The 13,978-nt window shown below is 52.3% G+C and carries 9 protein-coding genes; 4 read left to right on the plus strand and 5 right to left on the minus strand.

Annotated features, from left to right (window positions below; genetic code table 11):
* Positions 1-273: 273 nt before the first annotated feature.
* From BKP64_RS06300 to BKP64_RS06310, 3 genes are all read right to left on the minus strand, one after another.
* Positions 274-834: a hypothetical protein gene (locus BKP64_RS06300; RefSeq protein ID WP_070967440.1), complete on the minus strand. Its 561-nt coding sequence runs from the start codon at positions 832-834 to the stop codon at positions 274-276.
* Positions 835-917: 83 nt separating this feature from the next.
* Positions 918-3,809, minus strand: coding sequence for a formate dehydrogenase subunit alpha (gene fdhF, locus BKP64_RS06305; RefSeq protein ID WP_070967444.1), 2,892 nt, complete (start codon positions 3,807-3,809; stop codon positions 918-920).
* Positions 3,810-3,820: 11 nt separating this feature from the next.
* Entirely contained in the window at positions 3,821-5,536 is a 1,716-nt protein-coding gene (locus BKP64_RS06310; protein ID WP_070967447.1) for an NADH-ubiquinone oxidoreductase-F iron-sulfur binding region domain-containing protein, read from the minus strand.
* 157 nt (positions 5,537-5,693) lie between these two features.
* Here BKP64_RS06310 and BKP64_RS06315 point away from each other — a divergent pair, with 157 nt between their 5' ends.
* Both BKP64_RS06315 and BKP64_RS06320 read left to right on the plus strand, forming a co-directional pair.
* On the plus strand, positions 5,694-6,101 hold the full coding sequence (locus BKP64_RS06315; RefSeq protein WP_070967450.1) for an antitoxin Xre-like helix-turn-helix domain-containing protein: 408 nt from the start codon (positions 5,694-5,696) through the stop codon (positions 6,099-6,101).
* Positions 6,098-6,799: an RES family NAD+ phosphorylase gene (locus BKP64_RS06320; protein ID WP_070967453.1), complete on the plus strand. Its 702-nt coding sequence runs from the start codon at positions 6,098-6,100 to the stop codon at positions 6,797-6,799. Before BKP64_RS06315 ends, BKP64_RS06320 begins: the two co-directional genes overlap by 4 nt.
* A 294-nt stretch (positions 6,800-7,093) precedes the next feature.
* On the opposite strand, the gene BKP64_RS06325 is transcribed toward BKP64_RS06320, so the two are convergent.
* Positions 7,094-8,098 carry an AlbA family DNA-binding domain-containing protein gene (locus tag BKP64_RS06325; protein ID WP_070967456.1) on the minus strand — a complete coding sequence of 335 codons (1,005 nt, stop codon included), beginning with the start codon at positions 8,096-8,098 and terminating at the stop codon, positions 7,094-7,096.
* Between the two features lie 73 nt (positions 8,099-8,171).
* Positions 8,172-9,905: a restriction endonuclease gene (locus BKP64_RS06330; RefSeq protein ID WP_070967458.1), complete on the minus strand. Its 1,734-nt coding sequence runs from the start codon at positions 9,903-9,905 to the stop codon at positions 8,172-8,174.
* A gap of 741 nt (positions 9,906-10,646) precedes the next feature.
* On the opposite strand from BKP64_RS06330, the gene BKP64_RS06335 reads away from it, so the two are divergent.
* Both BKP64_RS06335 and BKP64_RS06340 read left to right on the plus strand, forming a co-directional pair.
* Positions 10,647-12,521 (plus strand): DEAD/DEAH box helicase family protein, encoded by a 1,875-nt coding sequence (locus tag BKP64_RS06335; RefSeq protein WP_070967461.1) that lies wholly within the window; start codon positions 10,647-10,649, stop codon positions 12,519-12,521.
* Positions 12,522-12,526: 5 nt separating this feature from the next.
* A complete protein-coding gene (locus BKP64_RS06340) occupies positions 12,527-13,303 on the plus strand; it encodes a hypothetical protein (RefSeq protein ID WP_070967465.1) in 777 nt (258 codons plus the stop codon).
* The last annotated feature ends 675 nt before the right edge of the window (positions 13,304-13,978 follow it).

Below are 13,978 nucleotides of genomic sequence, written 5' to 3' on the forward strand. Positions count from 1 at the left end.
AAGATCTGGAAATTTTGGCGTTATTCTAGACTACACACAGATACATTACAGACGTGATGCGACACTGGAAGTCGTTCTGTAAGAGATGGTTTGCTTCGGACGCTAAACGGGGCTCAACCTGCACGCCGCATTCTTGAACTTCGGAAAACACTATCGCTTCGCATCAATGCCCAAAATGGGTCAGAGTTTCAATCCGTTCAAACAAAACTCGCAGGTCGGGACCAAGGGCCTCAGCAACTTTGCCTACCATCCACTTTTGTAACGCCGGTATGCTCATTCACTCACTTCCATGTGTTTTTTCAACAGGTCTTTTGCCAGATTTGCCTCACGCGGGCTGCCTATGCGTATTGCGTCTACCAGGGCTAGCAAGGCGTATAGCTCCGGGTCGCGGTGAGCCGCATGGCCCACAGTTTTGAATAGAGGGACAACCTCCAAGCCTTTGTTTTTACCTCGCGCATCTGGCCACACTGGAAAAAGTTCACCTGCGCTGAACACGCGATTTTCCAGCACGGGCGCAGCGAATGCGGTGCTTATACCCCGCACTAACTGGCCTGGCTTGGCAGGGAACACATATTTGGCACCGTAAACTATGAATTCAAACAGGCTCTTTGTGTTGACACGCGGTACACCGGAATTGCGATCCTTTTTAGCCAGGCCAACCTCAAAACAGCGGCGCAGTGAGTTGCTGACCTGGGATTTCCCAATGCCGGTTTCCAACTCGAGATTGCGCACTGTGTAGGCTGATGTGTCTACACCACCTCCGGTCGCTTCTTGCTGCCGCAGCGAAACCAACTTTAGCAACAGGCCGAGATCTTGACTCTTGATTCCATCCATAGGCTGGATGTCCCTAGTTTTTGGACACGGGACAAGCGTTGCTTAGATTTCAATTAATTGCAAGCTCTCACCGACAGATTTCTTTACGCCGGGCTCAACCTGCAGGCTGCATACTTGAACTCCGGGATCTTCCCGAACGGGTCCAGGGCCGGGTTGGTGAGCACGTTTGCTGCCGCCTCCACAAAGGCGAAGGGGACGAACACCATGCCCTCCGGCATGGTCTGATCGGCCCGCGCCGTCAGGGTGATGGTGCCGCGCCGGGTGGCAACTAGAATGTCATTACCCGGTGCTACGCCAATACGATCCAGCTCCGCGGGAGCCAGATAGGCTGCTGCTTCCGGTTCCCGCTCGTCCAGCACCCGGCTGCGACGGGTCATGGCGCCGGTGTGCCAGTGCTCAAGCAAACGCCCGGTGGTTAACACGATGGGATAGGCCTCATCCACCGGCTCATCCGGTGGCAGCGGGCTGGCCGGTGAGAACCTGGCACGGCCTCCTGCGCGCGGGAAGGCATCGGAGAAGACAACGTCCTGGCCCGGGGCGTCATCCGCGGGGCATGGATAGGTGACGGACCCTTCGCGCTCCAGGCGAGACCAGGAGATATGATCCAGTGAGTGCATGCCCTGCTTCATTTCTGCAAACACCTCCTCGGGGCCGGCGTAGTTCCAGGCCAGCCCGAAGCGCCGGGCGATTTCCTGGATAACCCACCAGTCGGGCCTTGCCTCCCCTGGGGGCGACAGTGCGGCACGGCCCATTTGCACTTGGCGGTTGGTGTTGGTGACGGTGCCTGATTTTTCCGACCAGGCGGCGGCAGGCAGGATAACGTCGGCAAACTGGGCGGTCTCTGTAACGAACAGGTCCTGCACCACCAGGTGCTCCAGGGCAGCGAGCGCGGCCCGTGCGTGGGTCAGGTCCGGGTCGGACATCGCGGGGTTTTCACCGAGGATGTACATGCCCTTGATGGTGCCTGCCTTGATGGCGTCCATAATCTCTACCACGGTGAGCCCTGGCTCCGGGTCCAGATCAGTGTTCCAGAGCTCTTCGAAGGCGGCGCGTAACTGGGCGTTCCCGACCGGTTGATAATCAGGCAGTACCATGGGGATCAGGCCGGCATCGGAGGCGCCCTGCACGTTGTTCTGCCCCCGCAACGGATGCAGGCCGGTGCCGGGCCGGCCGGTATGACCGCACGTCAGTGCCAGGGAAATCAGGCAGCGGGCGTTGTCGGTGCCGTGCACGTGTTGGGAGATGCCCATGCCCCAGAAAATCATCGCTCTATCAGCCTCGGCGTAGGCTCGGGCCACTTCACGAATGGTGTCGGGCTCCACGCCACACACCGGGCTCATCACCTCCGGAGTCATGCCCTCAACGCTGGCCGCGAGCGCCTCGAAGCCTTCGGTGTGGGCGTCAATGTAGGCCTGGTCAAAAAGCCCTTCGCTGATAATCACATTGAGCATGGCGTTAAACAGCGACACGTCGCCACCCGGCGAGAAACGCAGGCTGCGCCAGGCATAGGCATCCAGCGCCTGCCCCCGGGGATCGATGATGATCAGCCTGGTGCCGTTTCGTGCCGCCTGCTTGAAGTAGGTGGCGGCCACCGGATGGTTTACCGCCGGGTTGCAACCGGTGAGGATGACCACATCGGCCTCAAGGGCCTGCATGAAGGAAGCAGTCACGGCGCCAGAGCCAAGGCACTCCATCAATGCGGCCACGGAGCTGGCGTGGCAAAGTCGCGTGCAGTGATCAACGTGGTTGGAGCCGAAACCGGTGCGCACCAACTTCTGGAACAGCCAGGCTTCTTCGTTGGAGCACTTGGCACTGCCGAAGCCGGCGAGCGCATCCGGTCCGTGCTGTGTTTTAAGTTGAGTCAGTCCGTTTGCCGCAAGATCCAGCGCCTCTTCCCAGCTTGCCTCTCGAAAGTGCGTTAACGGATGGGCCGGATCAAAGTCCGGGTCGAGCCCCTTGGGGACGCCCTCCCGGCGAATCAGCGGCCGGGTAAGCCGGGCCGGGTGCGCGGGGTAATCGAAGCCGAAGCGCCCCTTTACACAAAGCCGGTTCTGGTTTGAGGGCCCGTCCCTGCCTTCAACAAAAAGGATATGCCCTCGCTGCTCGCCTGCCTCTGGTTGGGCGTTGGCAGGCTCGTCTTTCACGTGATAGGTCAGTTGGCAGCCCACGCCGCAATAGGGGCAAACGGAGTCCACAGTGCGGTCGGCCGTGGCGGAGTCTCCGCGGCCCTGGGCATCGATCAGGGTGGCGGGCATCAGCGCGCCCGTCGGGCAGGCCTGCACGCATTCGCCACAGGCAACACAGGTACTGTCACCCATGGGATCATCGAAATCGAACACCACTTTGGACGCGGCTCCCCGGTGTGCCAGGCCGATGACATCGTTGCCCTGCACTTCGCGGCAGGCGCGCTCGCACAGGCCGCAGGTGATGCAGGCGTCCAGATTCACGTTCATGGCAGAGTGAGTGGCGTCGTGGCCCCGGGCGTGGGCCAGCGAATCCGACCGCGGTGCAACGTGGTGAACCGTTGGTTCTTCTCGCTCTGAATGGGCCGGGAGACGTTGGCGCACGGCAGCTGCATCAATCGCCAGTTGGTCCGCGGTTTCCCACAGATGGCTTGAACGATCGGGACCGCTCTCTCGCGCAGGTTGATCGACCAGCAGCAATTCCAGCACGCCTTTCCTGGCTTCCTGGGCTCTGGTGGAACCGGCACTTCGTACCACCATGCCCGGCGCGGCCTCGCGAATACAGCTTGCGGCGAGGAGCCGCTCACCCTCCACTTCCACCATGCAGGCGCGGCAATTGCCGTCCGCGCGGTAACCCGGGGCGTCTTTGAAGCACAGGTGCGGAATGGTCTCGCCGGCGCGCTTGGCCACCTGCCAGAGGGTTTCGCCGGGGTAGGCCTGCACTTCCACGTCATCCAGGGTCAGGGTAAAGCTTGTTGTCGCATTGCTCATGGCTGTTTTCGATTCGCTCATGGCTGCCTCCCCTAACCTTTCGCGATCAGGTTGTGGCTGGCGAGCTCGCTGCGGAAATCCCGCAGCAGGCTCAGTACCGGATTGGGTGCGGCCTGCCCGAGACCACAGATGGACGCATCTGCCATCACCCTGGCCAGCTGCTGGAGCGTCTCCTCATCCCAGGTATCCCGCTCCAGCAAGGTGAGCATTTTCTCAGTGCCCACACGGCAGGGCGTGCATTGGCCGCAGGATTCATCCGCGAAGAAGCCCAACAGGTTGGCAGCCGCAGCCTGCAAATCGTCGTGATCCGACAGAACGATCACGGCAGCAGAGCCGATGAAGCAGCCGTACTCCTGCAGCGTGTCGAAATCCAGGGGGATGTCTGCTTTGCTGGCTGGCAGTATGCCGCCGGACGCCCCGCCGGGCAGATAGGCCAGCAGGCGATGCCCTTCCGCCATGCCGCCGCAGTATTCCTCGATCAATTCATTGAGGGTGATACCAGCGGGTGCGACGTGCACACCAGGCCGAGTGATGCGGCCGGAAACCGAAAAACTGCGAAGCCCCTTGCGACCATGCCGCCCCTGGCTGGCGAACCAGTCGGCGCCCTGGGCGTGGATACGCGGAATCCAGTAAACCGTCTCGACGTTGTTCACCAGGGTGGGCTGATTAAACAGTCCCTTTTGGGCCACGAACGGCGGGCGATGGCGTGGCTTGCCGGGCTTGCCCTCCAGGGACTCGATCAAGGCGGATTCCTCACCGCAGATGTAGGCTCCAGCGCCGCGGCGCAGGATCACAAAATCGGGTTCTATGATGCCGGCAGATTCCAGTTCGGCAATGGCCTCTTTCAGCACACGGTGCAGGCCGGGATACTCGTCCCGCAGGTAAACGTAGAGGGCCTTCGCCTCAACCGCCCAGGCACTGACCAGAGCCCCCTCCAGGAAAACATGGGGTTCTCGTTCCAGGTAATAGCGATCTTTGAAGGTGCCCGGCTCGCCTTCGTCGGCGTTGATCACTGCATAGCGTGGCCCCGGCTCAGCCAGCACCGCCTGCCATTTGCGATAGGTGGGAAAGCCGGCGCCGCCCAGGCCGCGCAGGCCAGCCTGCTGAAGTTCTTCCGCAAGCGACTCGACGGTAACCCGTCCGTCGCGGCAATCCTTCAGCAACTGGTAACCGCCTACCGAGCGGTAATCCGCCAGCTGCTGCCAATGGATTTCGTCGGGTTGAACCTGCTTTTGTTCGATTGCCGCGCCAACCGTCTGGGCAGTGGCGTTGCATACATGATGTTGTCCCACGGCCACCACGGGTGCTGTATCACAGCGCCCCATGCAGGGCGCGTGGACAACACGCACATGGCTGGGGTCATGCCCATCAGCCAGTGCCTCGTGCAGTGCACCTGCGCCCGCCAATTGGCAAGAAAGCGAATCACACACCCGCATAGTGATCTCAGGCGGCGGGGTTTGTTCATCGTGAATTACGTCGAAATGGGCGTAGAAAGTGGCCGTTTCATAAATGGCGGCCATGGGCAGGTTCATGAAAGATGCCAGGGCCCGAAGGCGGAGCATGGAGAGGTAACCGTAGGCATCCTGCAGAGCATGCAGGTGTTCTATCAGGCTATCACGGTGGCGCAATGACGAGTCGATACGCTCGTCACCGATCAGGTCCCGCAACTCTGACATTATCGCCGGTTCCAGTTGTCGGCCACGAGGGGCTGAGCGTCGGCGTTTGAACACTTCTTCGTCTGTATTCATTATTTTTATCAAGGCCCCGAAGTGCAAAAGACAGCCTTTTTGACTGGCCTGACTATTTACCAATCATTGAAGCATATCAGGAGAGATGCGCAAAGTGTGTATATTTGTACATTCTTTGCTATTGTGTCCATATACACACATCGGGAGGGCTTTCACTATGGCCCAACAGCACAAAAGACAGCCTGAAGCCTCTGAAGCGGAAGCTCTGCGCGGACATGTTGCTCTGAAGGGATTCTTCAATATTTGCCGCGAGTGGGACTGCTCACAGGAAGAGATGATGCAGATGCTTGGCGGCATCTCCCGGAGCACTCTCGCAAAGTACCAGAAGCTGCCATACATCAAGCTCTCTCGGGACACGCTGGAGCGCATCAGCTACATCCTGGGCATTTATAAGTCATTGAGAGTGATGTACCCAACCGCTGAACGCGCCAATCGCCGGATTCGCCTGGTAACCAGTGAAGTACCCTTCTCCGGGACATCCCCGCTCGATTTCATGGCGCGAGGCTCCATGAAACACCTGATGCAAGCCCGCCGTTACTTTGATGCCAAACGGGGTTGGGCGTGAGGCCGACCCCGCCATTGGTTCTTCCGGAATGGAAGGCTCATCGCATCATTCCCAGTCATTACCCGCCAATCGACCTCTTCGAGAGAATCTACGACACCCCCGAAGAACTGGCCATCGCCTTCGAGATTGAGGCCATGACCAACGATCGCTTGCTGGACGAAGCAGGTGATTTACAGCTGATTCCGCCGGACGATCGGCTCATCGGACCCGGCTCCAGCCCCGTTATGGCTGCGTTCACCCATCTGGGTTTTGGGAGCCGCTTTACTAACGGAGATTTTGGGGTGTATTACGCGGCCGATTCACTGGAAACGGCAATCGCGGAAACCATCTACCACAAAGAATGCGAAATGGCGGCTGCCAAGGAAGAATCGATCGAGCTGACCATGCGGTGCTATGTTGGCGAGATTGCCCGAGCCATGCAGGATATTCGCGAAGATGCGTTTGCCGATCTGCACGACCCGGACGACTACTCCGCCAGCCAGGCTTATGCAGCTTCGTCTCGTGCGAACGGGTCAGACGGTTTGCTCTATAACTCAGTGCGAAGACCCGGGCACGAGTGCATTGCTGCGTTCAGGCCGGTCGCGCTTCACGCCCCGGTGCAGGGTGAGCATCTCAAATATTTCTGGGATGGCAATCAAAGGCGAATTACCCACTGGGCAAAAATTTCAGACGCTCACGAAGTCCCACCCCGACCTTAACGTGCACTCAAAAACCGGAGAGCCAAGGGGAGGATAAAGGTTTACTTCAAGGGAAATAATGGAGGCGCGGGTCGGAATCGAACCGGCGTACACGGAGTTGCAGTCCGCATTTCCTTTATTTTCAAATGCTTATGTTGCCTCTAGGGGCGCCAAACAAATTATTCTGTACCCCCCTAATGTATACATCTATAGGAAGTAACGCAACGCTTCTGCAGATCCTCCTCTCTAGATCAACAACAGAAATCCTGCTGACTCCGCTGAAGTTTTTTTGCAAAGCTTGTAATGAGCCAAGAGTCACTCATTACCTTTAGTCGGGCCCTGCTTAAAACTCTCCCACAACTTGAGATTACTAGTTCGGGCGCTATCCACTGCCTCGTTGATTGATTCATTGGACAAGAAAGGGAAACGCCGACGAATATCTTGGTAAAACTCCTCCGGTAGCTCCTGCTCCATGAACAAGTCATTAGCTTGGAGCGCATATAGGTTCGCCTGGTCTCTCACTATTCGTAACTTATGCTCTAGATTTGGATCTGGTAGTGAGTGCGCGTGGATAATCGAATCTATTGAAATCTGGAGGAGTTGAATGTCCCTCTTCGATGGCAACTCAGCGAGGTGATTTTCTATCCTATCCATTTGCCCCGAAAGCTCTTCTAATACACTCTTGCTCTCCTCAGTGGATTCCAGAGCTTCATTTGCATTCCCAGATATATGCTCCAACGAATCTAAAACCCGCTCTTTGACCTCATCTAAACCAAAACTGATTTCTGAAGCCATCTGGAATGTAATTGCTTGTACATCGTCCAAGCTCTTCTCCAAGCCGTCCACAGCAGCTCGAAAACGCTTAACGAAAACTTCACTCTCTCTTTCTAAAAACGTATCTAAAAGTTCTCGTTGAGAAAAACCTTTGTTTCTGTTGGATTCCCTCTTCTTATAGGTTCCACCTCTTGTTCCATGAGGCCTATTGGGACTGCGAGGCACGTCTACACGAATCAAAGGCTCTTTATTGAGGTTCTCAACGCCTATTACCATCGTAATTGGCGGGTCACACTCCTGAGCTTTATTCAAAATCTGCAACAACGTTCCATCGTCTATTTTACTCCCTACAACTCTTCCTTGCTGCTGACCATTCCTTTCAATTTCCTCTACGCCTATCAATATGGTCCCACCATCAGCATTCGCAAATGCAATTAAGTCCTCAGTATGGAGGCCCTTGGCATCTCTCTTATAGTCGACTAACTGTCCCTCACCATTTCGCAAGAGTTCTCTCGTGGTCTTCTGAATTGTTTTATATTTTTTCATCTCATGAGCTCATGCCTTCATTACCAGCTCTCCATTCCAGCAGGAAGACACGCGATATTGGCCATGCTGCCAATCAAACGTCATTGAGCAATAGCTTCGCGGCTTTGATATCGATGCTGGCCTTCTGACCATGCTTGGCCAGTAAGTCCAAAAGGCCACCGCCATCGATTAGCGTAAGGTTCTTTCCGTCAGCAAATTGATAAGCATCCGGACCGTAATGGGAAGTTGTTACTAAGATTCCCCGATTGGCGTTTTCATTGACCACAGTGCCGTATAGGTCCCGAACGGCACTCACGCCAACGGTATTAGTATAGCGCTTCGCCTGTATTACGATTTTGCCGCCACGAATTGGGTCTGGGTCCAAGGCTATTGCATCGACACCGCCGTCTCTTGAGCCCTTTGTTACCTTCACTTCTGCTCCAGGACCGCTGAACTCGTTAGCAAAGATTTCACGAATGAGATGCTCAAACTCTTCCCAATGCATTGCAGCTAGGTTTGTCTCTTCATCTACCCCAGAGGCTATTTCCCTAGACTCCACAAACCTGGAATCTTCGAAATCAAGCTTAATTTTAGGCGGCACCGCTTGAACTGCAGCCAAGCTCGATGCGGAAACCCCCTTAAGCTTTCGGAAGCACTCTTTAGGGTCAACAAGTTCAAGGTTGATAGCCAGGAACTCCTCTTTCCAAGCTTGCACTGAGAGAATGCAAGAGCGGCCCTCAATGCCTGTAGCCCTATCAACAGCGGTTACGAATCCATTGAAAACAATTCCTTGTATGTTATCCGGCTCGTCCGCTTCCCAAATTTCATGCAGAGTTCGAAGTGCAATTTGATAGCAGATCCGGTCATAAAGGGCTTTCTTCTGGGCCTCCGTGATGTGCTTCTCAACAAATTCGTCTCGTGTCTTAACGTATTTGACCTCTTTCAAAGTCGGAATCGAATCAGGAGCAGGTAGCTCATAATTAATCACCAGCATCCTCTCATCAGGGCGATATCCGAGCTCAAAATCCACATCAACCCACTCAGGATATTGAGAGCTATTGAGCACCATTTCGGCATGCTCATGGATTGCCTCAGGGTCACCGCCACGCCAGCGTTTCTCGAGGTCGTCTATAACTGAGTTTCGCCTCTGATTCTCCCGTTCATACTCATCGCGGGCCTTTTGAAACGCTTTACGTTCTTCTTCGAAGCGAGCTTTTAGGCGCTCGTTCTTTTTCTGGACATCAAGAGTGTTCGCTGCATGAACTTTCATCGCTTCTTCAAAGCGGGCTGCAGCTTCTTGTTCCTTCTTTTTACTCAGTCCAGGTATTAGCTTGTGAAACCACTGAACGCCTGACTGGTATCTCGGGTCTGTTTGTTCAGGCCTTGGTGGTTTCGGGTGGGGATGAAAACTGGAGGGCTCGCCATACATCAGACTATATTCGACACGGTCGAGACTGCCACTTGGTTGGCGATAAGGAGGTCTCTTCTTCAACGATGACCAATCTACAGCATCATCGACATCCAATGTTGCTTTTAGAAGGTTCTCGCACTCATCTAATACCTTGCTGGCTTCTTGCGTGTCTTTCTCTGCCTGTTTGGCATTCCGTTGCTTTTCCCTATTCTCGAGAAGCTTCTCGTACTTTTCTTCCCATTTCTGAATCTGCTGATCTACCTTGCTCTGCAAGACCGAGGCGTCTCGGCTTTTTATCTCTTTCTCCTCGTTGAGCCCACTGTGCTTCAAAAATACCGAATACGAGAGAATAGAGGTTTGCCTAGCATTCCAGTTGTTAACCGGTCCACGGGCGCTAATCAAGTCTTGCTCAGCCATTGTTCAACATCCTTGCGTAGTTATTTCAAGACTAACGTTAGACAGGTTTGGTATTGATGTGAAGTTCTGAGTTTTATGCCCTTGGGGCATATGCCCATAATAGCCCAACAAGAAACTGACGCTTTTCTCACGCCACCCAAGCTCTGAAAAACATTCACCTCATATTTTCAAACGCATTATTGAGTTTAAGAACGCTTGAAATTCCCACCGTCCCCATTCTAATTGCATAAGCTGAAAACGCCCTGTTAGGCCTCTGGACGCTAACGTGACCAGCTCTGCTCTGGCTTTGCCACCCCAAGAATCTACGACATAACCTCCTGATATTTAGGCTTCAGGTTGTACATGACGGCTACCGAAGCCCTCAGTAAATCAACCCAATATAGAGCCAAAAAAGCCATTCTTATTAGGAGCTTACCGTAACGCCTACATGCGCCAATGCTTTTTCGAGGTCTTCAGAAAAAGCCCTAACCCCCCCCCAGACCTTCGAGATATCGTCTTCGGTAAATGTCCGTAACACTTTCTGCTTTATGCGACTTTATTGTGTTCTCAAATGACTAAAACGCAGATTCACTCTCAAACCCACCAAATCAGGCTCATTGCGGGGAACTGGGTTCACCAAGCCCTGTCGTGTCAACTTGTTCCTGAGGCTCACACCGCAAAGCTTGGGCTTTAGGAGTAGACCGTTTCAGCCCAATTCTGATAGCGTGCAAACAAAACCACAAGGAATAAGGTGTGCAATAAATGACAATAAGTGCAGATAAGCATCGCGAGCAGCTGCGACACGTCTTAGACACAAAATCCTTTCCTCATCAGCGATTTGCTGCGAAAAATGCTTTTGCGGCACTCGACATCGACTGCAGAACAGTAATCGTTGCAGCAGAGATGCAATCTGGTAAATCAGGCGTGGCACTTTCTTTGGCGTGCTTTCAACGCGACTCATTAACTGACGAGCAAATCACTGACAGGAAGCTACTGAAAGATACTCTTTACTTATTGACGATGCCTGACACTGCCCTCCTTTCGCAGGCATCAGACGACCTCAAACCTTGTCACAATGCAGTCGTTAGCAATCTCACCCATTTTGAAAACGACATTTTATCGAAATTCTCTCACACCAAACCGAAGCTGATTATTGTTGATGAATGCCATTATGGCTCTTCTGAAAAGGCAGTTCGTTACGAAAAGCTTTTTTCTTATATTGAGGAAAAAAATCCTGAGTGTTCAGTTATCTTCATATCAGCCACGCCCCTCAGTGCTCTTCTAGCTGCGGAGAATGAAGCTATTCTACGCCGCAATTTAAAAACTAAGCTGGTTTTTCATAAGGCCAGCTCTGACTATCATGGGATACGTCAGATGATGTCTAACGGCCAGGTTATCGGTCTTGGTGGTCGCGAAAAAAACATAATGAACAAGTCCGAAGCGCGAGAAAGGTTTTTCGATAAGATAAAAAGCCATGGATCTTCAGGCTGGGCATTGATGAGAGTTCCATCTGGATCCGCTATGAATGCAAAAGAGTTACTCATTAAAAATGGATTTGACAGCTCCGACATCTATATCATTGGTCGTTCGTTGAGCGGCGTTCCAGACCACGAACTCATCGATATTGATGACTTTAAAGTTGAATACGAGCAGGCGATGCTCTTTGGCAGAAAGCTCGTGGCTGTGACCGTCGCTGGAGTAAGAGCTGGAATCAATTTCGGCCAGGAAATGAAGGAAAACCTTATTGCTTCCTGGGACAGCACCGTTTCGAGCATTGCGGCAATAGTTCAGGCCAACATAGGCCGAGCCTGCGGGTATCATGCAAACAAATCAGCTCTGCATTTTACTAATAAGCATGGTGTCAAGGCCTATGCTGACATAGTTGATTTTTTAGAAGCTAACTGTAGCACCCATGCCACAGACGACCTAAATGGCCTAAGAGAGGAATTCGAACGAATCTGTGGGGCCCATGAAATTCGGGGCCTCGATGTCGGTGCTCGGGTTAATTCCGGAGCATCTAAGGTCCCCGCAAAAGCTTTTGACTACAAGGCCTACGAGACAGATAGCTATTTAGTGGTGCCAGCGCACCTACATGAGGATTTTTGTTTCACAAAATATACCGATGACCCTGAATTACTCGATGCTATTGCAACTATACGTAATGTTTTAATTAAGGATAATTTTTCAGTTGGCAGGCATTCATTACCTCAAAAATCGAACGTAATTGCGTCTTGGGTAAATGGTGATACTTTTGACAATCCTGAAAAAGCAATAGCAGGTGGCCCTGCATTTCAAAGGGTTTCAAACCTAATCGTAAGCTTAGATAAAGAATTACATGTGAGATTCAATGACGTAATCCCAGCGGGTGGTGGCATTGACCCAGCCAAGAATAGAATTGCAGCTTACATTTTTAGCGTATACAACAAGTCCAGTCGACAAGTTGATAAAAAAGTCATGACCCAGGCTGACGTAAACGATGTTGCCTCTGCTTTTGATGTAGATCCTGATGACACAATCATCGTTCTTTTCAAGAGAGGAGATGAGAACCAAGAGCTAACAAACCAATATATCAACGAGATGTTGGAGAAAGCCTCCAAGAGCAAAATCGTTGAGGCTAATAAGTTTCAAAGAATCTAAAAGTTATGCTCGAAGATATTTACTCAAAAATTCATCCACTGAGCGTGGGCGACGTTGGGGTTTGTTATTACTGTGGGTGCGAGGCGGAAAAAATTGACTACGCACCCTCAGTCAAATACTTAGATTTTTTCCTGGAAACCAGAGAAAGCGCAGCTTACTGCATGCTTCCTTGTTGTATAGAATGCTTTTCTTTTCTTATTGATTCCAGGGAAGGATTAATTGAAAACCGTAAAAAGATTGTCGATAAAGGAATTAAGAAGAAGTACAAAAAAGCCCTCTCTATATATGAACGTTGGTCCGAAGATGAAATATCTGAACTTTCATTAGACCTTCAGAAGAGCGTTTTAGCGGGCATAGAACTGGGTAAGGAAGCAGTATCTAGAATAACCTTTCCCGGCTTTGAGTACGAAATTGATGGAACTGTATTTCATAAGAGGCAGGTTGAATCACGAAGCTTCTACGTCTTCGGTGAGCGATTTGTAAATTTCCGAAACGCCCTTCAATATGCTTCCAGAGCGTACAACATAAATATAAATAAGCTCAAAGAGTTAGTGATGGATCACGGCAATTCATTTGATGCTGCTCTTGAAACCTATTTCGATGAGCTTGAACGTGAACGACTTGAGAAGCTGAGGAAAAAGCTGTCAAAAGAATTTGCCACTGAACACAAGCAAAACGTCAATTTTATCATTGGAGCCCTAGAGGCATATGAAGCGGCAAACCCTGAGCTGTCGCTCCAGGAATGTCTTGATTTGATTTACGAGGAACGGATTAAAAAGTAAGCAGGGGTCTCTACTATCGCTCGCTTTATTACTCATTTATTTTTCCTTCGGCTCTTTTTCAGAATTTGTAACCATCCCTGTTTTTAGTTGCACCGCCAACTAGAGTTTTGCGTCAGTCGGCTTTTCAGTCATTGGGGACGATCCAATGGAGCGAGTGGAAAGCTCCAATCAGCGGTGAAACTGAGACAGGTTGTTTAAACGGCAATCCAAGCTTCTGCCTCTGAGAGGAGGTGAACAAGCAACAGAATGGCTAGTGGGCTACAGTTTCAACTTGGTAAGGCAGGCAATAGGAACTTAGAGAATGGATGATGTAGCGTCGGGCCTAGCGGGAATCCTTGGCGGGACAGCCGGTTTTTTATCTCTTGCGTTAAATTGGCTAGTGCATTGGAGGTCGGGCCCTAGGGTGAAGATTCGTGTAAGACAGTTTGTCTATGTGGACCCTCTTAGCAACGATGCTCGCTTTGGTAGGTCTACACCCCAAAAACCTAAGACAGGAGATATAACAACCTTCTGCAGATTTGAAATTGCCAACGTTGGAAGAAGCACGACAACCATTCTAGCAGTAGATATGTTGGAGTCAGTCCAAAGAGATTGGCGAAGGTTTGGAAAGGCAATTGGTCTTACAAGAGTCCCCCACCATGCTTTCATTTCCGGGGATACACGGGCCGTTCCAGT

The sequence above is a fragment of the Marinobacter salinus genome (assembly GCF_001854125.1).
GTDB lineage: Bacteria > Pseudomonadota > Gammaproteobacteria > Pseudomonadales > Oleiphilaceae > Marinobacter > Marinobacter salinus.